This window comes from Bifidobacterium pseudolongum subsp. globosum (assembly GCF_004155535.1).
Classification (GTDB): Bacteria; Actinomycetota; Actinomycetes; order Actinomycetales; family Bifidobacteriaceae; genus Bifidobacterium; species Bifidobacterium pseudolongum_C.
Genome location: NZ_RYUH01000012.1, coordinates 48100 through 67827 on the forward strand (window position 1 = coordinate 48100; position 19728 = coordinate 67827).

Here is a 19728-nt window from a genome sequence, read left to right on the forward strand (position 1 = left end):
CACGGTTTGCACCGTGCAAGGCGCTCCGCTAGCGTGGGCGTATGGAACACACAACACAGACCAACCGGCCGGCGCCCCGGACCGCTCACCAGCCGCAGACACCGCCGACGCCGTACCTCCAGCCCATGCAGGCGATGCCCCGCTTCGCCACTGTGCGCGCCACCGCGTCAAGCCGTGGCCGTGCCCCGGCCGCCTTGCAGGCACGCGCACGTGGCTGCACGATCGGCGCCGTGGCATGCCTCATCACCGTGATTGTGACGGTCGTGCTGTTCGCGCTCGGCGTTCAGTCGCTGTTCGCGGGGCACACGAGCCCCGTGATGATCCTGGTGATGCTCGGCCTCTTGCCGCTTGGGATGCTCGCCGCGGGCGCCACCGTCGGATTCACCATCTGCACTATTGTGGCGTGGACGGCGTGGAGTGATCTGCGTGATGCGCGCGCATCATGTCAAGCGCATGCTGCAGGTCCGCCGGATATTGCGAGGTGACGACCGTGGTGACGTGCGTGCGCGGGTGCCGGAACTCAAGCTGCATCGCGTGCAGCCATTGGCGCTCCAGCCCCAGTTCCTCGCTGAGCCGGGGATTCGCCCCGTACATCGCGTCGCCCACAAGCGGGTGCCCGATCGACGAGAAATGCACACGGATCTGGTGCGTACGGCCGGTCTCGAGATTGACCGAAGCGAGTGTCGCCTCACCGAAGCGTTCCATGACATCCCAATGCGTCACCGCGTCTTTGCCCGCTGGCGTCACGCAGAACCGGAAGTCGGAGACCTTGGCGCGGCCGATCGGCGCGTCGATGGTGGCCTTGTTCTCTTTGAGGTTGCCTTGCGCCAGAGCATGGTAGGTCTTGACCACCTCGTGTTCGGCGAACTGGCGGCGCATCTCGGTGTAGGCCAGATCTGACTTGCACACGAGCATGAGGCCCGATGTACCCACATCGAGTCGTGAGACGATGCCTTGGCGGCCCGGCGCGCCGAGGCTCGTGATATGCACGCCGCGGTCAAGCAGCGACCCCAGCACGGTGGGTCCCGTCCACCCCACCGAGGCGTGGGCTGCCACGCCGACCGGTTTGTCGACGATCACCACGTCGTCGTCCTCGTAGGCGATCGCCATGTCGGTGGCCACCGGTTCGGGACGCTCCTCGCGTTCCTCGAGGGTGATCTCCACAAGGTCGCCCAGCTGCAGCGTGTCCGATTTGCTTGGCGTGCGCCCCACGATCGTGGCCTGGCCCGTCTCGATGAGGTCAGCCGCCTTGGCACGTGAGATCCCCATCATCTTGGCCACGGCCACGTCGAACCGACGTCCGATGAGTGCATCAGGTGCGGGAATGATCGTGCCCATGCCTACTCGCTTTCGCCGGTGGCGCCATCCTCGGTGGTGTCGGTGGACCGGAACGGCACATTGCACAGGATCGTCACCACAATGCCCACGCCGGCGACCATCAGGAAGATGTCGGCCACATTACCTACGGACCAGCCGTAATCGAGGAAGTCCACGACCTTGCCGTTGAGGAATCCGTCCGCATAGGCAAAGCGGTCGATCAGATTGCCAAACGCGCCGGCGAACGCCAAGGCGAACCACACCGTCCACAGCATCGAATCGGTTTTCGTCGCGAGCAGCACGAGCACGATGCACGCCACGATCGCCAGCAGGGCGATGAGCCATGTCATGTTCGACCCCATGCCCAGCGATGCGCCGGGATTGTGCACAAGCGTCAGGGAGAGCATGTTGGGAATCACCCTGACCGAACGGTGGCTGGCCAGGTACGTTTGGGCGAGGACCTTGGTGAGCTGGTCGGCCACCAGTGCCACTACGGTGATACACGCACAGACGGCCGCGCGTGTGCGTGGCCGTCTGTGCCGCTGAATGTGTTCAGTCACAATCCGTCTCAGTTGTTTTCGAGGGAATTGTAGTTGTTCGTGTCGGAGACCTGCGCCTGCAGCTGGGTCAGGAACTCGGTCAGACGCGCACGGTATTCGGTCTCGAACTGCTTGAGGCCCTGAATGTTGCCCTCGATGACCTTGGACTGGTTCTCGAGGTTGGCGCGCACCTGGTTGGCGTAGTCGTCGGCCGCGGAGCGGGTCGTCTGGCTGTAGTCGTCGGCACGGCCCTTGACGTCGGCTTCGAACTTCTCCATCTCCTGATGGCGGTCGGACACATACTGGTCGGCTTCGTCCTTCTTCTGCTGGGCGTAGGAGTCGCCTTCCTGCCGCTTTTGCTCGGCGTACTGGTCGGCCTCATGCGCCTTGGAATCCGCGTAGGTGTTGGCCTCGTTCGTCTTCGTTTCGGCGTAGTTGTTGGCTTCGGTCGTCTTGTCGGCCACATACTGGTCGGCTTCGGCGTGCTTGTTCTGCATGTAGGTGTCGGCGTCCTCGCGGGTCTTGTCGCTGTAGGCGTCGGCTTCCTGGCGCGTCTTCTCGCTGTACGCGTCGGCCTGGTCGTGCACGCTCTTGCTGTAGTTGTCGGCGTCTTCACGCGTGTGCTTGCTGTAGGCGTCGGCGTCTTCGTGCGTGCGCTGCTTGTATTCGTCGGCCTCGGTGCGCGTGCGGCTCGAGTACTCGTTCGCCTTCTCAATCGTCTCGGCGTACTTGCGCTGGCTCTGCTCGGTGATTTCCTTCGCGGTGGCCTTGCCCTTGTCGACGTACTGGTCGTGCAGCTGCATCGCGAGCGTGAGCATCGCGGTGGCGCGCTCCGGCTCGCTGTTGGCGGCGGCGGCGGCGCTCTTGATCTTCTGCAGGCTGCCGGTCTCGGTGTCGGGCTCGACCTTGGCCACTTGGTTGCGCAGCTGCTCTTCGCGCTGCTTGGACTCCTCGAGCTGCTTGCTGAGTTCCTTGACCTGTGCGTCAAGCTGCTGCGCACGCACGGTCTGCTCGTGTGCGGAGCTCAGCTCGCGGCGCAGGTTCTCGGTGTCGGCGCGGAACTGGTCACGCTCCTGACGCACCGAGTTGAGTTCGGCGGCCAGATCCGGCTGGTTCGCGTCTTGCGCGGTCTGGGCGGTGAGCTGGTCGATCTGCGCGGACAGGCGCTCGACCTGCGACTTGAGCTGTTCGTTCTGTGCGGCGAGGGCGCGGTTGTTCTCCTCGGTCTCCGCGAGCTTGCCCTGCGCGGCTTGGGCGGCCTGGTTCGCCTGGGCGATCTGCGCCTGCGCCTGCTCGCCCTGCCCCTGTGCAGCGGCGGCCTTGAGCGCCTGATTCTCCTGCGAGAGTGACTGCACCTGTGCGGTCAGCTCGGAGATCTTGGTATTGAGGGCCGAGACATCCGGTCCGAGGGCCTGCGTGGACTGGCCGCCGGAAACGGCCTGCTTGCCCAAAGCCTCAACGGTTTCAGTGACCTGATCGAGGAAGTCGTCTACCTCGTCAACGTCATACCCTTCCTTGAAACGCACCGTTTGAAAGGTGTGCTCCCGAATATCCTTAGGCGTCAAAAGAGCCATATATCTTCCACCTCGCTTTGGGCTTGTGCCCGGCTAAGTTAGTCTTAATGTCAGATGCTATCACGAAACCTGCGATAACAGCGTTTCCGCACCATATTCTTTGCCGGTATTCCCGTTAAATCAGCACCCGTAGTATAATCAGCACGAAATATAGCACCAAAAAACTGGTGTCAAAATAAATCGGCCCCATCGGAATGGGTTTGATGTATCTGCGGAGCCAACGCAACGGTGGTTCGGTGAGCCGATACACAATGCGTACCAGCGAAGCGACAATGCCACTCGGGTGCCAGCGGGGTGCGAGCACCATCACCCAATCGAGAATCATCCGGACAAACAATACGGTGATGTACGCTTCGATCAGCCAGTCAATGATGTGAAACAATACAGAGACCAATGAAGCAAGCATGCTCCCAGCCTACCGTAAGGCTGGGAGCATGCTTGGGGGTACAGCTGTATTGTTCACTCCGAGAACAAATCGCGCGTGGCGCTCTGCTCCGGTTCCTCGGCCACGATGTCCACGCGGGCGGGGCTCAGCAGGAACACACGCGGTGTGACGCGTTCGATCGAACCGGCCACACCGAACACCACGCCGGACGAGAAATCGACGATGCGGTAGGCCACGGCCTCGGACACGCCCGTCAGGTTCAGCACGACCGGCACGCCGTCGCGCAACGCGCGCCCCACCATCTGGGCATCCTCATACGAGTTCGGGTGGATGGTGGTGATGCGGCTCACGCGCCCTTGGAACGGGGCCGCGGTCTTGCGGCTCGTGGGGGCGGTTGCAGGCGCCGTGGACGGGATGGGGGTCACGGAGCGGTCCGAATCGAATGACGATTCGCTCTCTTCTTCCTCAACGAACTCGTCTTCGTCCTCGGGCACGACGTCTGACATACCGAGGTAAGACATCGTACGCTTCATAAACCCAGGCATTGTGGTGTTCCTTTCCGCTTCGTCTCAGTGTGCTTTAGCGCAGAAATTCCGGAATATCGAGGTCGCCCGAGTCGTTGGAGCCGTAATAGTCCGGCCCCGTGGTCGGGTCGAACACCGGCGTTTCGGGCGTCTGCGGCACAACCGGCTGGGCGGGCTGTTCCGCGGGTGCCGTCTGGAAGATCGGCGTGGCGTTCGGGGCCGGCGAGGTCACCATGGTCGGCAGGCTGCCGGTATGGCTCACCGGCTTGATCACCGGGTCGTCGGCGCGCGTGTGCGGCAACGGGTTGGCGGGCGCGGCGGCCGGCTTCGGCTTTTCGCCCTTCGAGTCGAATCCGGCGGCGATCACGGTCACGCGGATCTCGTCACCATAGGCGTCGTCGAGTGCCAGACCCCAGATGATCTGCGCTTCCGGATGCGCCGAACGGCGGATGAGCTCGGTGGCCTGCGTGGCCTCCTGCAGCTTGAGGTCGGTGCCGGCTGCGATGTTGATGAGCACGCCGTTGGCGCCGTCGATGCTCTCTTCGAGCAGCGGCGAGCTGATCGCGATCTCGGCGGCCTGTGTGGCGCGGTCCTCGCCCCGTGCCGAGCCGATGCCGAACATCGCGGTGCCCGAGTCACGCAGGATCGACGTGACATCGGAGAAATCCACGTGGATGTACGAATTCATCGTGATCAGGTCGGTGATGCCCTGCACGCCGGCCAGCAGCGCGGTGTCGGCGGTCTTGAACGCCTCGACGATGCCGATTGAACGGTCGGCGAGCTCGAGCAGGCGGTCGTTCGGGATGATGATGAGCGCGTCGACCTCTTTGCGTAGGTTCTCGATGCCCATCGCGGCGGAAGCGGCGCGCTGCGGGCCTTCGAACGAGAACGGGCGGGTGACGACCGCGATCGTGAGCGCGCCCTGCTGGCGGGCGGCGCGCGCGACGAGCGGGCTTGCGCCGGTGCCGGTGCCGCCGCCTTCGCCGGCGGTCACGAACACCATGTCGGCGCCCTTGACGGCCTCTTCGATGTCGGACTGGTGGTCCTGGGCCGCCTTGGCGCCCTTCTCCGGGTCGGCTCCAGCGCCGAGGCCACGGCTCGAAGCGTCGTTCAGCGAAATCTTGACGTCGGCGTCCGAACGCAGCAGATCCTTCGCATCCGTATTGATGGCGACGAATTCCACATTCTGCAGCCCCTCTGCGATCATGCGGTTGATTGCGTTGCCGCCCGCGCCACCGACACCGACGACCTTAATGTTGGTTTTGTCGTTGAAATTGTCAGTCTGGGCAATCTCGCTCACGGTATTCTCCTGTCATTTACGTATCTTGCTCTACTCTATCGCAGACGGGTCGATAAATGTTACGTGTTTCACCGTTTTCAATCCATTGCGCAATACAGCAGATGCGGTTGTGTGCTGGTGTGGGTTTTTCTTCGACGTTCCGGTCAGCGTTGCATCAATACTCCGCATCCATCGGATCGTCTCCAAACAGTTGCTCACGCTCGGCGCGCGTAGTCCGCCGGCTTTCCAGCCAGCCGTAGGGAAGATGGACTTTTTTCGCAAAGCGAACACGGCCTCTGGGCTTATCCACGATGCGGTCCGGCAGCTGAGCCTGCTGGTCCAATCCATCGATGATCGCCTGCACTTCGGCGAGGCTCTCGCACCCCATGAACGCGGCGCGCACGGAGCCGCCGACCGGGAATCCCTTGAGATACCACGCGATGTGTTTGCGCAGGTCGTGCACCGCCATCCGCTCGTCGCCGTCGAAGAACTCGACGAGCAAACGCGCATGGCGCATCACGACGGCACCGACCTCACCGAGTGTGGGGCGCACGCGCGCGTCGCTGCCTTCGAAGGCGTTGCGGATGTCGGCGAAGATCCACGGGCGGCCTTGGCAACCGCGGCCGATCGCCACGCCGGCGCAGCCGGTCTCGTTCACCATCGCCACGGCGTCGTCGGCGCCCCAGATGTCGCCGTTGCCGAACACCGGGATGTCCAGATGCTCCACGAGCTCGCCGATGCGCGTCCAATCGGAGTGGCCGCCGTAGTATTCGGCCGTCGTGCGCGCGTGCAGCGTCACCGCGGCGCAGCCCTCGCCCTGCGCGATACGGCCGGATTCGAGGAACGTCTCGTGGTCGTGGTCGATGCCGACGCGGAATTTGGCCGTCACCGGTATGCCGGCGGGTTCGCACACGCGCACCACGCGGTGGATGATCTCTTCGAGCAGGTCCATCTTCCACGGCAGCGCGGATCCGCCTCCCCTGCGCGTGACCTTCGGCACGGGGCAGCCGAAGTTGAGGTCCACATGGTCGGCCATCGATTCGTCGACCACGATGCGGGCCGCCTGTTCCACAATCGCCGGATTGACGCCGTACAGTTGCAGCGAGCGCGGATGCTCGCTCGGCGCGAATCGGCACAGCCGCAGCGCCTTCGGATTGCGCGCCACCAATGCGCGCGCCGTGATCATCTCCGCCACATACAGCCCATCGGGCCCGTATTCCTCGCACAATACGCGGAACGGCCAGTTCGTCACGCCGGCCATCGGCGAGAGTATGACAGGCGTGCCGACGGTCAGCGGACCGAGCCGCACCGGCGCGAGCGCATGGTCGAGCCGGGCCGGCGCACTGTCCGTCCTCGGATCGAGTCGCGTCGTCTCATTGGCGGTATTCACTACTGTTTCGTGCATGCATCCCCATTCGAGCGGTCGCGAGCCAGCGTACAGACGCGGCCTGAGAGATTCCTGAAAAACGTGCGGTGCGTGCCGCCGGCATCGCAATTGCCCACGGCGCGCGGGGCGTCCGTGGGCAATTGCGGCCGTGGCGTGCGGCGGCGCGGGTGCGGTCAGTACAGGCCGCCGGCGGTGGCGATGTGCACGCTGTCGGGCCATGCCTCGCCGCCCATCTCGACGGGCTTCATCGGCACACGCGTGCGCTTGTCGTTGATGCGCTTGGCCACGTATTCGGCCACATTCGCGAGCGCCACGCGCTCCTGCTGCATCGTGTCGCGTTCGCGGATCGTGACCGCCTGGTCGTCGAGCGTGTCGAAATCGACGGTGATGCACAGCGGCGTGCCGATTTCGTCCTGACGGCGGTAACGGCGGCCGATCGCACCGGACTCGTCGTAGTCGATCATCCAGTCGTTGAGGCGCAGGTCACTGGCCAGGTCCTGCGCGATCGACTGCAGTTCGGGCTTCTTGCTCAGCGGCAGCACGGCGGCCTTCATCGGGGCGAGCCTCGGGTCGAGGCGCAGCACTGTGCGCTTGTCGACGCCGCCCTTCGTGTTCGGCGCTTCGTCCACGTCGTAGGCGTCCACGAGGAACGCCATGAGCGAGCGCGACAGGCCGGCCGCCGGTTCGATGACGTACGGGATGTACTTTTCGCCCGTCGCCTGGTTGAAGTAGCTCAGGTCCTCGCCGGAATGCTCGGAGTGCGCGCCCAGGTCGAAGTCGGTGCGGTTCGCGATGCCTTCGAGCTCGCCCCAGTCGGAGCCTTGGAAGCCGAAGCGGTATTCGATGTCGACGGTGCGCTTCGAATAGTGCGCGAGCTTCTCTTTCGGATGCTCGTAGTGGCGCAGGTTCTCGGGCTTCACACCGAGGTCGAGGTACCACTGGGTGCGCGCGTCGATCCAGTACTGCTGCCATGCCTCGTCGGTGCCGGGTTCGACGAAGAACTCCATCTCCATCTGTTCGAACTCGCGCGTGCGGAAGATGAAGTTGCCGGGCGTGATCTCGTTGCGGAAGCTCTTGCCGGTGTTCGCGATGCCGAACGGCGGCTTGGAGCGCGAGCTCGTCATGACGTTCTTGAAGTCGACGAAGATGCCCTGCGCGGTCTCCGGGCGCAGGTAGTGCAGCGAGTTGTCGTCCTCGACCGGGCCCAGATGCGTGCGCAGCATCATGTTGAAGTCACGCGGTTCGGTCCAGTTGCCGCGCGTGCCGCAGTCGGGGCACACGATGTCCTTCAGGCCGTTCGGAGGCATCTGGTCGTTGTGCTTTTCGGCGTAGGATTCCTCGAGCTTGTCGGCGCGGTGGCGTTTGTGGCATGTGAGGCATTCGATGAGCGGGTCGTTGAACACCGAGACGTGGCCGGAGGCCACCCACACGGCGGACGGCAGGATGATCGACGTGTCGACGCCCACCACGTCCGGACGCGTGACGACCATCGCACGCCACCATTCGCGCTTGATGTTGTCCTTGAGCGCCACGCCGAGCGGACCGTAGTCCCAGGCGGAACGCGTGCCGCCATAGATCTCGCCGGCCGGGAATACGAAGCCTCGACGCTTGGCGAGGGAGACGACTTCATCAAGTTTGGAATTAGCCACAATGCACCTTCTGGTTTGAACGGTTTGGGGTCTTGTACAAGCCCACAAGCCTACCGGCACACAGTGACACCCGAGACCACGCGTGGAACACCGTGAAACGCCACGCGTCCGCGCCACGTGTCCCAAGCGCCCTATAGGTTCGGTACGTGCAGGGGAACTTCCGCTTGGGGAAGTTGAGAGAGGCATGCCGCCTGACCCTTTGAACCTGTTTGGGTAACGCCATCGTAGGGAGCATTGTTATGAACCAATCACCATCCACCACCTCTGTACCGGCCTCGAGCCCGCTTCGCGAAGCCATCCGCTCCGCCGTCGAATCGGTGCGCGCGGACACGCCAATGGCACAGTCGTTCACGAACTTCGTCACCATCAACCTTGTGGCCAACGCGCAGCTCGCCGCAGGCGGCACCGCCGCGATGAGCTTCCTGCCCGACGATGTGATCGACATCGCGGCGATCAGCGGGGCCACCTACATCAACGTGGGCACCTTGCTGCCGTTCTACAAGGACGCGCTCGGCGAGATCACCAAGGCGCTGCACGAGAAGCGCCACCGTTGGGTGCTCGACCCGGTGGCCGCCGGACTCGGCGCCACGCGCACACAGATCCTCGGCGGCATGCGTGACGTGCCGCCGGCGGTCGTGCGCGCGAACGCCTCCGAGATCCTCACCCTCGAATCGATGTGGAACCCCACACACGCCGGCCCCGCCGACGACGGCGCGCATGGGCCGGCCGGCGTGGAATCCACCGACGACGTGGACACCGCCGCCCGTGCCGCCGAACGTCTGGCCCTGTACCTGCGTTCCAGGGATGCCGAGGGACTGGGCGCCGTGGCGGTCTCGGGCGAAACCGATCTGGTCACCGACGGCAAGCGCACATACCGCCTACCCGGCGGCGACCCGATGATGACCAAGATCACCGGCGCCGGTTGCGCCCTGGGCGGTGTGGTGGCCACGTACCTGTGCGTGGCCGACCCGCTCGTGGCCGCGCTCGCCGCCTCGCTGCTGTTCAAACGCGCCGGCGAGCGCGCCGCGGCCGCAGCCAATGGGCCGGGCTCGTTCCAGACCGCGTTCCTGGACGCGCTGTGGAACATCGACGCCGACGATGTGGCGTCGTCGACCATCTGGGAGGCGTGAGCATGGCCGTGACGTTCCCCTACCCTTCGATGCGTGGCTCGTTCGACCTGCGATTCTACTTCGTCGTCGGCCCCGACGACTGTGCGGGCCGCACGCTGCTTGACGTGGTGGCCAAGGCGCTCGACGGCGGCGCGAGCTTCATCCAGTTGCGCGCCAAACACGCCGACGTCGCGCAGATCGTCTCGATGGCCGAAGGCATCGCGCACGAGATCCGCGGGCACCATCTCGAGGATTCCGTCGCCTTCGTGATCGACGACCGCGTGGACGCCGCCCTCGAGGCGCGCCACCGCGGCATCAAGGTCGACGGCGTGCACATCGGCCAACAGGACCTCGACCCGCTCGAGGCGCGGCGCCTGCTGGGCAACGACGCGATCATCGGGCTGTCCGCGAAGACGCTCGACGAGGTCGAGGCAGCCAACGCATTGCCCGGCGGCACGATCGACTATCTGGGAGCCGGCCCGTTGCATGAGACGGCCACCAAGCCCGACTGCGTCGTCACCCATGCCGACGGCACCACAGGCACCCAGAGCGCACAGAGCATCAACGCGCTGTGCGAGGCGAGCCTCTACCCGCTCGTCGTCGGCGGAGGCGTGCATGTGCAGGATGTGCCGATGCTCGCCGGCACCTACGCCGACGGCTGGTTCGTGGTCTCGGCGATCGCCGCCGCAAACGACCCCGAGCAGGCCACCCAGGACCTCGTCAACGCGTGGCTCGCCGTGCGCGGCGACACGCGGCACGGCTATGCGCAGCACACGGCCGCCCCACACGCACTGCCCGCCGCGCTGACGATCGCGACGACCGATTCGTCGGGCGGCGCGGGCATCGCCGCCGACCTGAAGGCGATGCTCGCGAACGATGTGTACGGCATGTGCGTCGTGGCCGGCATCACCGCGCAGAACACGACCGGCGTGCAGCTCATCGCACCGGTCGACGCCCCCGTCGTGCGCGCGCAGATCGATTCCGTGTTCACCGACATCCGCCCCGCCGCAGTGAAGATCGGCGTGATCGTCGGCGACGACCAGATCGAGACGGTGGCGGCCGCGCTGCGCGACCACAACGCCGAGAACGTCGTGGTCGACCCGGTCATGGTCGCCACATCAGGCTCCTCGCTCGCCGACAGCAGCGCCGTGCGCACGATGACCCGCGCGCTCTTCCCGCTTGCCACGCTCATCACCCCGAACATCCCCGAAGCGCAGGCGCTCACCGGCGCGCAGATCTCGTCTGCGGCAGACATGGAGCACGCCGCGCGGGCGCTCGCCGAGCGATTCGGGTGCGCGGCGCTCGTCAAGGGCGGCCATGGCACACAGGACGCCAACGACGTGCTCGCGCTGCCCGACGGCGCCACGCAATGGTTCGACGGCGAGCGCATCGACAATCCCAACACCCACGGCACCGGCTGCACGCTGTCGTCGGCGATCGCCGCGCATCTCGCGCTTGGCGAGCCGCTCGGCGACGCGGTCGCGCACGCCAAGGCGTATGTGAGCGGCGCATTGCGCGCCATGCTCGACCTCGGCGCCGGTTCCGGCCCCATGGACCATGGATGGGCGCAGCACTGAGCGCGCCCGCACACCCCGGCGCTCGACGCCGGCACAACGAATAGGAGCATCAATGGATCGTTACGCAGAACGGCAGGAAGTGCCGACCGACCCCACGACCGGCAAGCCGGTCATCAACACCGTGGCCGCCGTGGCGATCGCACCCAGCGGTGTGGGTGCGGAGCTGAGTGAATATGTGGCGCAGGCCGTGGGCGTGATCCGCGAATCCGGACTGCCCAACGAGACGAACGCCATGTTCACCAACATCGAAGGCGACCTGGACGACGTATTGCGCGTGGTGCGCGACGCCGCCATGGCACTCGCCGGGCAGGGGTACCGCACCGGCGTGAGCCTCAAGCTCGACATCCGCCCCGGCTTCAGCGGACAGCTCGAGGAGAAGCCGCGTCTCGTGGCCGAACTGATCGACGAGGCCTAGACGCACGCCTTCGGGCCCTCGCGTGCGGTGAACGGCAGGCGGCATTCCACCTGCCGTTCTATCGTAGAAGCCATGACGACGATGAAGGAAGTGGCGCAGCAGGCCGGCGTTTCGGTGTCCACTGTCTCGCTTGTGCTCAACGGGCGCGACAGCGGCCGTGTCAAGGCGGACATCGCGCGGCGTGTGCGAGATACCGCGCGCGCGTTGGACTATCGGCCGAATCCCCTTGCGCAGTCCCTGCGCACAAGCCGCACGCGCATGCTGGGATTCGTCAGCATGGAAGTCGCCACGACCCCGTATGCGGGCGGCATCATCCTGGGCGCGCAGGAGGCGGCGAGCGAAGCCGGGTACCTGCTCACCACGGTGAACGCCGACGGCAAGGTCAATCTGGAGCAGGAGGTGGCCTCGTTGCACCGTTACGGGGTGGACGGCTTCCTGTTTTCCACCATGTCCAACCGCGTCACGGACATCCCCGACAGCCTTGCCTCCTATCCCCTTGTGCTCGCCGATGCGGCCGACGCCCACGACCGCTTCCCCGCAATCGTTCCCGATGAGGTGCGCATCGGGCGCGACGCCACGCAACGCCTCATCGACGCAGGGCTCACCCGCATCGCCTATGTGGGGTGCACCGTGCCCCTTGTAGCGCAGGGGCTGCGCCTCGAAGGCTACCGGCAGGCCTTGGAGGGCGCCGGGATCGAATACCGGGAAGAGCTCGTGTGCGACGTGCTGTATAACGACGAAGCGCTGCGCACCGTGGAGCGCCTCTTTGACGAACAGCATCCCGATGGCGTGTTCTGTTTCAACGATTCACGCGCCTGGTACGTCTATGAATGCGCCGCCCGACGCGGGCTCACCATCGGATCGGACGTCTCGGTGGTGGGCGTGGACAACCATCCCGTGGTGAGTGAGACCTTCTCGCCGCAGCTGACCACGGTGGAACTGCCCCATTACGAAATGGGATATTGGGCCGCGACCAAGCTCATCTCGCTGCTTTCGGATTCCCCCGGCACCGAGGTGCAGTGGCCCCACACCACCGCGCCGATGCCGCCGCTCGACGGCCCCATGCCCGCGATGGTCCACTGCACACTCATCGAACGTGATTCCGTGCGCGACACGCCGAGGGGATGACCCCGGCGCCTCGCTGCAAGCCCTCAAAACTCGTCAAACGATTGACATTATACGATTCAGTACTTCCTGCGTTATGCAGAAACTCCGTAAACCGTTTGACGTAAATCGTTTGACGTTCTATGCTGGGACCATCGGTTTCTTCGAAAAGGCACTGCAGCCTCCAGAAGCGCCGCTACAACCAGCCACGCCGATGACGGCACCGAACAACGAGGTTTCATCATGACTCGCACTGCGAAACTGTGGAAGAACCCTTCTTACCTGCAAAGCTCATTCGGTATCTTCCTCTTCTTCTGTTCCTGGGGCATCTGGTGGTCCTTCTTCCAGCGCTGGCTCAATTCCATGGGCCTCAACGGCGCTGAGGTGGGCACGATCTACTCCATCAATTCACTCGCCACCCTTGTGCTTATGTTCTGCTACGGCCTGATCCAAGACAATCTGGGCCTCAAGCGGCACCTCGTGCTGGTGATCTCCGCGATCGCGGCGCTCGTGGGCCCCTTTGTGCAATTCATCTACGCGCCGCTCATGCACACCAACATGATGGCCGCCGCGCTGATCGGCTCCGTCGTGCTGTCCGCCGGGTTCATGGCCGGCTGCTCGCTCATCGAGGCCGTCACCGAACGGTACAGCCGCAAATTCAACTTCGAATACGGCCAGTCGCGCGCCTGGGGCTCCTTCGGCTACGCCATCGTAGCGCTTGTGGCCGGCATCGTGTTCAACATCAACCCCATGATCAACTTCTGGCTCGGCTCGGCGTTTGGCGTGGGCATGCTCATCGTGTACCTCACGTGGTACCCCGCCGACCAGCGCGAAGCGCTCAAGGAAGCGGCTGCGCCCGACGCGGAACCCACCAACCCCTCGCTCAAGGAGATGGTCAAGGTCCTGCGCATGCCGGCCCTGTGGGTGCTCATCGTGTTCATGCTGCTCACCAACACGTTCTACACCGTGTTCGACCAGCAGATGTTCCCCACCTACTATGCTTCGCTCTTCCCCACCGAAGCGACCGGCAACACCGTCTACGGCATCCTCAACTCCGTGCAGGTGTTCTGCGAATCCGCCATGATGGGCGTCGTGCCGATCATCATGCGCAAGATCGGCGTGCGCAACGCACTGCTGCTCGGCGGAACCGTCATGTTCCTGCGCATCGGCCTGTGCGGCATCTTCCACGACCCGGTCATGATCTCGATCGTCAAGATGTTCCACGCCATCGAGGTGCCGCTGTTCTGCCTGCCGGCCTTCCGCTACTTCACCCTGCACTTCAACCCGAAGCTTTCCGCCACCCTGTACATGGTCGGCTTCCAGATCGCCTCGCAGATCGGGCAGGTCGTCTTCTCCACCCCGCTCGGCATGCTCCATGACCGTCTTGGGGACCGCACCACCTTCCTCACGATCTCCGGCATTGTGCTGTGCGCGGTCGTCTACGGCGTCTTCGTGATCAAGAAGGACGACGAGCAGGTGGACGGCGACCCGTTCATCCGCGATTCCAAGCGGCCGCTGCCGTCGCTCGCCCAGGACGAGGCACGCCTCGCCGCCGATGACGAGGACATGTGACCCACGGCACACGCAACCCAACCGCAAGCGATTTCGATCCCATAGCACGAAAGGCAACCAGCATGACCACCCTCAACCCGGGCATCGCCCTCGCGAACGACACCGAATCCAACGATCCGGTCCTCACCCCGATCGCCGACCACGCCGAACGCCTCGCGGCCGCCGAAGCCGGCGTGGCCGCCCTCGCCGCCACCCGCAACGACCGGTGGTACCCACGCTTCCACATCGCCTCCGACGGCGGTTGGATCAACGACCCCAACGGCCTGTGCCACTACAACGGCCGCTGGCATGTGTTCTACCAGCTGCACCCGTACGGCACGCAGTGGGGCCCGATGCACTGGGGGCACGTCTCGTCACCGGACATGGTGCATTGGCGCCGTGAGCCGATCGCGTTCGCGCCGAGCCTCGAGCAGGAGCGCCACGGCGTGTTCTCCGGATCCGCGGTGATCGGCGACGATGGCAGGCCGCGCATCTACTACACCGGCCACCGTTGGGCGAACGGCAAAGACAACACCGGCGGCGACTGGCAGGTGCAGATGCTCGCCGAGCCGGACGACGACGAGCTCACATCCTTCACCAAGCTCGGCATGATCATCGACTGCCCCACCGACGAGGTGGACCACCATTTCCGCGATCCGAAAGTGTGGAAGACCGCAGGCACGTGGTACATGACCTTCGGCGTCTCGTCCAAGGACAAGCGCGGGCAGATGTGGCTGTACACCTCGCCGGACATGGTGCATTGGACCTTCGACCGTGTGCTTTTCGAACACCCGGACCCCGACGTCTTCATGCTCGAATGCCCCGACTTCTTCCCCATCACCGATGCGAACGGCAATGAGAAATGGGTCATCGGCTTTTCGGCGATGGGCGCCAAGCCGCGCGGGTTCATGAACCGCAACCTCAACAACGCCGGCTACATGATCGGCACGTGGAAGCCCGGTGAGTCGTTCAAGCCCGAAACCGAGTTCCGCCTGTGGGACTGGGGCCACAACTTCTACGCACCGCAGTCCTTCGCCACCGACGGCCGCCAGATCATGTACGGCTGGATGAGCCCATTCGTCTCGCCCATCTCGATGGAAGAAGACGGCTGGTGCGGCAACCTGACGCTGCCGCGCGAGATCACGCTCGGCGCGGACGGCGACCTGCACACGGCGCCGGTCAAGGAAGTGGAGGGGCTGCGCCTGTCCACCGTGGAGCTGGGATCCATGCACGTCGAACCGAACCAGGATGTGACGATCCTCGACGACGCGCAGTCCACCGAAATCGAGATGACGATCGACCTGAACGCCACGAACGCCGAACGCGCCGGCCTGCGCGTGCACGCCACGCCGGACGACCACGGCACCACGATCGTCTACGATGCGCAGACGGGGCGCGTCGTCATCGACCGGCAGAATGTGGCGCACGGCGACCGCGGCTACCGCGCCGCGCCGCTGAGCGAGGAGGAGCTCGCGAACGGCACACTCACCCTGCGCGTGTTCATCGACCGCGGCTGCGTGGAGGTCTACGTGAACGGCGGCCGACAGGCGATGAGCTCGTATTCGTTCTCCGGCGAAGGCCCGCGCGCCGTCCAGCTCATCGCTGAATCCGGTGCGATGCAGGTGAGCGGCCTCACCGTGCACGAGCTCGATTCGATCGGCCTGTAACCGCCCCTCGCCTCACTCACGGCAGTCTGTATATCCCGCGGCCTTGCGCATTGACCGGCCGCGGGATTACAATATGCCGTTGGCAATGTAACCATTGCCGCAAGCAACTTTTCTGGCCGAGCGGTGCGTAGACTCCTCACCTTGCTACATGGCGCCCCGGCCGTCAGCGCGCCAGCAGCGCAGGAAGTAAGGTGGACATGGCCGTTTCGGCGCATTCCAGCTCCATATCCACACGGTGGCACCGCGCCGTGCGCAACCGCATACCCACGGTCGTCACGATCATGGCCCTTCTGGCGATCTGGCAGGTCTGGGTCGCCGTGGCGCATCCGGATCCCGCACTCGTCGCGTCGCCAACCGACATCGCAGCGTCGATCGCACGCACCTGGCCCACGCTCGGCCCGGCCACATGGACCACGGCATACGAAGGCCTGTGCGGGTTCCTCATCGCCGTGGCCGTGGGCATCCCCTTGGGCGTCGCGGTGTTCCGTTCGTCCACGGTCGATGCGGCGCTGATGCCGCCGCTGACGGCGGCGCAGACGCTGCCGCTCATCGCCATCACCCCGTTGCTGCTCATCTGGTTCGGCTTTGAGCCGATCGGCAAGATCGTCATCGTGGCGGTGTTCGCCCTCTTCCCCATCGCCGTGCAGACCGTGCGCGGACTGCGCGCCGTGCCCTCGTTCTACGCGGACGTCGCGCTGACGTGTGGGGCCACCCCGCGCTGGACACTGTGGCACGTGCAGCTGCGCGTGGCCGCACGCCAGGTCTTCGGCGGCATCCGCGTCTCCGCCGCCTACGTGTTCGCCACCGCCGCGACCGCCGAATACCTCGGCGCGCGCTCCGGGCTCGGCATCTGGCTGCAGTCGGCGTACAACTCGTTCCAAACCCCGCTCATCTTCGCCGCCGCCGTGATGATCATGGCGCTGACCGGCGTGCTCATGCTTGCGGTGCACGCGGTGGAACGGTGTGTGCTTGGCGCACCGGACAGTCGCGAGAATCCGGACGCGGACGAATAGTCGTTTCTTCTCTCCCCCATATTCCCCCACCCATATTCCCCCACTGTCCAAGCAGTAGTACACAAAGGAGCTGGCATGTCTTCCAACCACACCCTTTCACGGTTCGCGCGCGCGGTTCTGGCGGCCGTCGCGGCGCTCGCGCTCATCCTGCCGTTCGCGGCATGCGGGTCGGGCGGTACGGCGGCGCAGGGATTGACGAAGGTCACCTTCATGAACTGGTGGGCGCCCGACACCAATCACATCGGCGTCTACGTGGCGCAGAACAAAGGGTATTACCGCGAGGCCGGCCTTGATGTGACGATCGTGCCGGTCTCGCAGGCCGGGTCCGAGCAGGCGGTCAATACGGGCGCCGCGGATTTCTCGATCTCGACGATGACGAACGTGAGCGTCTACGATGCCAAAGGCGCGCACATCACGATGGTCATGCAGATGCAGCAGAAGCCGAGCGCGATCTGGTGCTCGCTGGCGTCGAACACGGCCATCTCCAGCCCCAAGGATTTCGATGGCAAGACCTTCGCCACGTTCGGCAGCAGCGAATCCGACGCCGTGGTGCGCCGCATGATCCAGCATGACGGCGGCAGCGGCGACTTCGACAAAGTCACCGTCGGCACGTCCACGTTCCAGGCGCTGCAGTCGGGCCGCGCGGACTTCGGCGGATTCTACAGCACGTGGGAAGGCGTGCAGGCGCAGCTGCACGGGCCTGAGCTCAACTGTTTCACCGAGCCGGACTACGGCGTGCCGGGCAATGCGGATTCGATCGGCGTCATCACGTCGGAGCAGATGGTGAAGGACGACCCGAAGACGGTGCGCGCGTTCGTCGAGGCGACGAGGCGCGGGTACGAGTATGCATACAGCCACCCGGACGACGCGTCGGAGATCCTCGTGCACGAGGCGCCGGACGCGAATCTCGAACTCGACCTCGTCAAGGCGAGCATGAAGACGATCGTCGACGGCGAGTATTGGGGCAGCCGCAAGGCGATCGCCGACGGCTCGTTCACCTTCGGCATGCCGGACACCACCCAGACGCAGGCGTACTTCGACTTTCTCGCGCAGGAAGACGCCTATACGGATGCCGATGGAAAGGTCCTGCACACGGCCCCCAGCGCGAAGTCCCTCTCCACGGGCGAATTCGTGCAGTAGCATCCCATCTGTAGGAGCGTTGGGTATGGCCGGATGACGCGCACTGCGCGCTGTTTCCAGACGAATGTCATGTCCAGCGCTCCAAGCCGCGCCAATCCTCTGCCTTCCCCAGACGAAAGTCATCCAACTAATCCATCTATACGACAAAGCTCAAGATCCGTAGAGATTTGTCATGCTGTGGAGGAAGGAACATGACGAATGTCTATGGAGCTTGAGGTTTGTCATGCTTCTTCCTCCGCGGCATGACAAACCTCTGTCTTTCTCTGACAAACGTCGTTCATCCAAGCCCCTAGCATGACAAGTCTCAAAAAATCATAGAGGCTTGTCATGCATTCGTTTCTGCAGGTTGACTACCATCAGCTTTCCCAGAGATTTGTCATGTTCGAGGACTGCAAGCATGACAAATCTCTGGAAAGTGTTCCATGCATCGGAGTAGCGGTTATCGTAGAACGCGTGGGACCCCGGCTTTCATCAGTTTATCGATGAACGCAGGCGGGTCAAACGTCTCGCGAACCCGAAAACGCACAATGCGTATTACACCGCATTTCATGAGCGTATCCACACGCATACGCTCATCATCAACGATTTCCTCCACCATTCGACCACCAGTCATGGTGGGATCGATATACTTCTCCCTGCCATCCAATTCCCCGACAATCAATCCACTCTCGGTGGCCCAACAGTAATCTGCACGCCTCGTCTCACCATTTTGCGCGCAATGGAATTCACGCTGCAATTGCGGAACCTGCAAGCCACCTTCAATCATCACCGCCAGCGCACGTGATTCCCCTCCATTCTCACAGCGTGGTGTGGCATGGTGCACCACATTCCACGCACCTGCAGTCGCATGAGGCATCGATTCCAACGTGTCAGTAATCGCTGCCCGTGTGACGCCACGGCGCAAGGCATCGTTGCACATCTGCAACCCATTACAGAAATCATGGGTGCATAGGCAATCAGCCACGGTTTTGGCCAACGGGGTGACTTTCACGCCGTCGACAATGACATACTCCGCATCTTCGCATTGCCTGTACTGCATCCAATGTGGTGCACGCGCATTGGGCGGTGAGGGGACCATAACGGAAATGGTCCGGTGCGGCAGTTCATAATCGTGGTCAAGTCGATGTATGCAGGCAGCCGTAAGCCCCTCGAATATCCAATTCGGATGAGCGTGGGCGTACGCACGAGTGATGTGCCGCATACGCTCATCGGAGTGCAATCCGTTCCAATATGCACTGTCGATGTACATTCCCCGCACCGGCTGCAGGATTTGCCCTTGTTGAACTCGACGCAAAAGCATGCAACGGTCGTTATGCGATGGGGCGATGATGCAGCGTTGCATGTCATGCGCCTGTGCGAGTAGCCGGTCTATTCGTTCTGTTGCTTTCATGCAACAATCGTATGGAAATCACAGCATGGAGACAATCCACGCAGAACAGTGTGGTCGGACGGTGCGTTATCCACATTCGCCCGTAGCTGCATGCCATGCGTCGTGCGT

The 19728-nt window shown here is 64.0% G+C and carries 18 protein-coding genes and 1 riboswitch; of the genes, 8 read left to right on the top strand and 10 right to left on the bottom strand.

All coding sequences use genetic code 11. The annotated features are described in order from the left end of the window. Positions 1–85: 85 nt before the first annotated feature. The 9 genes from PG2093B_RS08990 to PG2093B_RS06655 all read right to left on the bottom strand — a co-directional run bounded on the left by PG2093B_RS08990 (position 86) and on the right by PG2093B_RS06655 (position 8654). Positions 86–244, bottom strand: coding sequence for a hypothetical protein (locus tag PG2093B_RS08990; protein ID WP_165369732.1), 159 nt, complete (start codon positions 242–244; stop codon positions 86–88). 149 nt (positions 245–393) lie between these two features. Then, complete coding sequence (locus PG2093B_RS06620; protein WP_129897820.1) at positions 394–1338, bottom strand: RluA family pseudouridine synthase; 945 nt, start codon at positions 1336–1338, stop codon at positions 394–396. Positions 1339–1340: 2 nt separating this feature from the next. After that, positions 1341–1865 (bottom strand): signal peptidase II, encoded by a 525-nt coding sequence (locus PG2093B_RS06625; RefSeq protein WP_129897860.1) that lies wholly within the window; start codon positions 1863–1865, stop codon positions 1341–1343. A gap of 20 nt (positions 1866–1885) precedes the next feature. Beyond that, positions 1886–3430: a DivIVA domain-containing protein gene (locus PG2093B_RS06630; RefSeq protein ID WP_129897821.1), complete on the bottom strand. Its 1545-nt coding sequence runs from the start codon at positions 3428–3430 to the stop codon at positions 1886–1888. A gap of 115 nt (positions 3431–3545) precedes the next feature. Continuing rightward, entirely contained in the window at positions 3546–3836 is a 291-nt protein-coding gene (locus PG2093B_RS06635; protein WP_022858046.1) for a YggT family protein, read from the bottom strand. Positions 3837–3889: 53 nt separating this feature from the next. Next, on the bottom strand, positions 3890–4360 hold the full coding sequence (locus PG2093B_RS06640) for a cell division protein SepF (RefSeq protein WP_129897822.1): 471 nt from the start codon (positions 4358–4360) through the stop codon (positions 3890–3892). A gap of 34 nt (positions 4361–4394) precedes the next feature. Next, the gene (ftsZ, locus tag PG2093B_RS06645) at positions 4395–5639 is read right to left on the bottom strand and encodes a cell division protein FtsZ (protein ID WP_129897823.1); all 1245 of its coding nucleotides are present in this window, start codon (positions 5637–5639) and stop codon (positions 4395–4397) included. A gap of 154 nt (positions 5640–5793) precedes the next feature. Then, positions 5794–7023: a tRNA dihydrouridine synthase DusB gene (dusB, locus tag PG2093B_RS06650; RefSeq protein ID WP_129897824.1), complete on the bottom strand. Its 1230-nt coding sequence runs from the start codon at positions 7021–7023 to the stop codon at positions 5794–5796. A 155-nt stretch (positions 7024–7178) separates the two neighbouring features. Continuing rightward, complete coding sequence (locus tag PG2093B_RS06655; RefSeq protein ID WP_026644061.1) at positions 7179–8654, bottom strand: glycine--tRNA ligase; 1476 nt, start codon at positions 8652–8654, stop codon at positions 7179–7181. 140 nt (positions 8655–8794) lie between these two features. Continuing rightward, positions 8795–8902, top strand: a riboswitch (TPP riboswitch). Between PG2093B_RS06655 and PG2093B_RS06660 the strand changes: the two genes are divergently transcribed. From PG2093B_RS06660 to PG2093B_RS06695, 8 genes are all read left to right on the top strand, one after another. Continuing rightward, positions 8894–9784: a hydroxyethylthiazole kinase gene (locus PG2093B_RS06660; protein ID WP_129897825.1), complete on the top strand. Its 891-nt coding sequence runs from the start codon at positions 8894–8896 to the stop codon at positions 9782–9784. Its footprint overlaps the riboswitch before it by 9 nt. A gap of 2 nt (positions 9785–9786) precedes the next feature. Further along, complete coding sequence (gene thiD, locus PG2093B_RS09150) at positions 9787–11340, top strand: bifunctional hydroxymethylpyrimidine kinase/phosphomethylpyrimidine kinase (protein ID WP_431520218.1); 1554 nt, start codon at positions 9787–9789, stop codon at positions 11338–11340. A 52-nt stretch (positions 11341–11392) separates the two neighbouring features. Next, on the top strand, positions 11393–11755 hold the full coding sequence (locus tag PG2093B_RS06670) for a thiamine-binding protein (protein ID WP_242502847.1): 363 nt from the start codon (positions 11393–11395) through the stop codon (positions 11753–11755). Between the two features lie 72 nt (positions 11756–11827). Next, positions 11828–12883, top strand: coding sequence for a LacI family DNA-binding transcriptional regulator (locus PG2093B_RS06675; protein WP_129897827.1), 1056 nt, complete (start codon positions 11828–11830; stop codon positions 12881–12883). A gap of 219 nt (positions 12884–13102) precedes the next feature. After that, on the top strand, positions 13103–14431 hold the full coding sequence (locus PG2093B_RS06680) for an MFS transporter (RefSeq protein WP_129897828.1): 1329 nt from the start codon (positions 13103–13105) through the stop codon (positions 14429–14431). A gap of 62 nt (positions 14432–14493) precedes the next feature. Next, positions 14494–16077, top strand: coding sequence for a glycoside hydrolase family 32 protein (locus PG2093B_RS06685; protein ID WP_129897829.1), 1584 nt, complete (start codon positions 14494–14496; stop codon positions 16075–16077). 197 nt (positions 16078–16274) lie between these two features. After that, complete coding sequence (locus PG2093B_RS06690) at positions 16275–17090, top strand: ABC transporter permease (RefSeq protein ID WP_129897830.1); 816 nt, start codon at positions 16275–16277, stop codon at positions 17088–17090. A gap of 75 nt (positions 17091–17165) precedes the next feature. Then, complete coding sequence (locus PG2093B_RS06695) at positions 17166–18230, top strand: ABC transporter substrate-binding protein (RefSeq protein ID WP_129897831.1); 1065 nt, start codon at positions 17166–17168, stop codon at positions 18228–18230. 439 nt (positions 18231–18669) lie between these two features. On the opposite strand, the gene PG2093B_RS06700 is transcribed toward PG2093B_RS06695, so the two are convergent. After that, positions 18670–19620 (bottom strand): type IV toxin-antitoxin system AbiEi family antitoxin domain-containing protein, encoded by a 951-nt coding sequence (locus PG2093B_RS06700; RefSeq protein ID WP_129897832.1) that lies wholly within the window; start codon positions 19618–19620, stop codon positions 18670–18672. Between the last annotated feature and the right edge of the window lie 108 nt (positions 19621–19728).

What these genes read in the sequence shown, in the direction of transcription:
- PG2093B_RS06620 (WP_129897820.1), bottom strand. Translation starts at nt 1,338, where the DNA reads ATGGGCACGATCATTCCCGCACCTGATGCACTCATCGGACGTCGGTTC.
- thiD (WP_431520218.1), top strand. Translation starts at nt 9,787, where the DNA reads ATGGCCGTGACGTTCCCCTACCCTTCGATGCGTGGCTCGTTCGACCTG.
- PG2093B_RS06685 (WP_129897829.1), top strand. Translation starts at nt 14,494, where the DNA reads ATGACCACCCTCAACCCGGGCATCGCCCTCGCGAACGACACCGAATCC.
- PG2093B_RS06675 (WP_129897827.1), top strand. Translation starts at nt 11,828, where the DNA reads ATGACGACGATGAAGGAAGTGGCGCAGCAGGCCGGCGTTTCGGTGTCC.
- PG2093B_RS06700 (WP_129897832.1), bottom strand. Translation starts at nt 19,620, where the DNA reads ATGAAAGCAACAGAACGAATAGACCGGCTACTCGCACAGGCGCATGAC.
- PG2093B_RS06690 (WP_129897830.1), top strand. Translation starts at nt 16,275, where the DNA reads ATGGCCGTTTCGGCGCATTCCAGCTCCATATCCACACGGTGGCACCGC.
- dusB (WP_129897824.1), bottom strand. Translation starts at nt 7,023, where the DNA reads ATGCACGAAACAGTAGTGAATACCGCCAATGAGACGACGCGACTCGAT.
- PG2093B_RS06680 (WP_129897828.1), top strand. Translation starts at nt 13,103, where the DNA reads ATGACTCGCACTGCGAAACTGTGGAAGAACCCTTCTTACCTGCAAAGC.
- PG2093B_RS06640 (WP_129897822.1), bottom strand. Translation starts at nt 4,360, where the DNA reads ATGCCTGGGTTTATGAAGCGTACGATGTCTTACCTCGGTATGTCAGAC.
- PG2093B_RS06630 (WP_129897821.1), bottom strand. Translation starts at nt 3,430, where the DNA reads ATGGCTCTTTTGACGCCTAAGGATATTCGGGAGCACACCTTTCAAACG.
- PG2093B_RS06695 (WP_129897831.1), top strand. Translation starts at nt 17,166, where the DNA reads ATGTCTTCCAACCACACCCTTTCACGGTTCGCGCGCGCGGTTCTGGCG.
- PG2093B_RS06670 (WP_242502847.1), top strand. Translation starts at nt 11,393, where the DNA reads ATGGATCGTTACGCAGAACGGCAGGAAGTGCCGACCGACCCCACGACC.
- PG2093B_RS08990 (WP_165369732.1), bottom strand. Translation starts at nt 244, where the DNA reads ATGAGGCATGCCACGGCGCCGATCGTGCAGCCACGTGCGCGTGCCTGC.
- PG2093B_RS06635 (WP_022858046.1), bottom strand. Translation starts at nt 3,836, where the DNA reads ATGCTTGCTTCATTGGTCTCTGTATTGTTTCACATCATTGACTGGCTG.
- PG2093B_RS06660 (WP_129897825.1), top strand. Translation starts at nt 8,894, where the DNA reads ATGAACCAATCACCATCCACCACCTCTGTACCGGCCTCGAGCCCGCTT.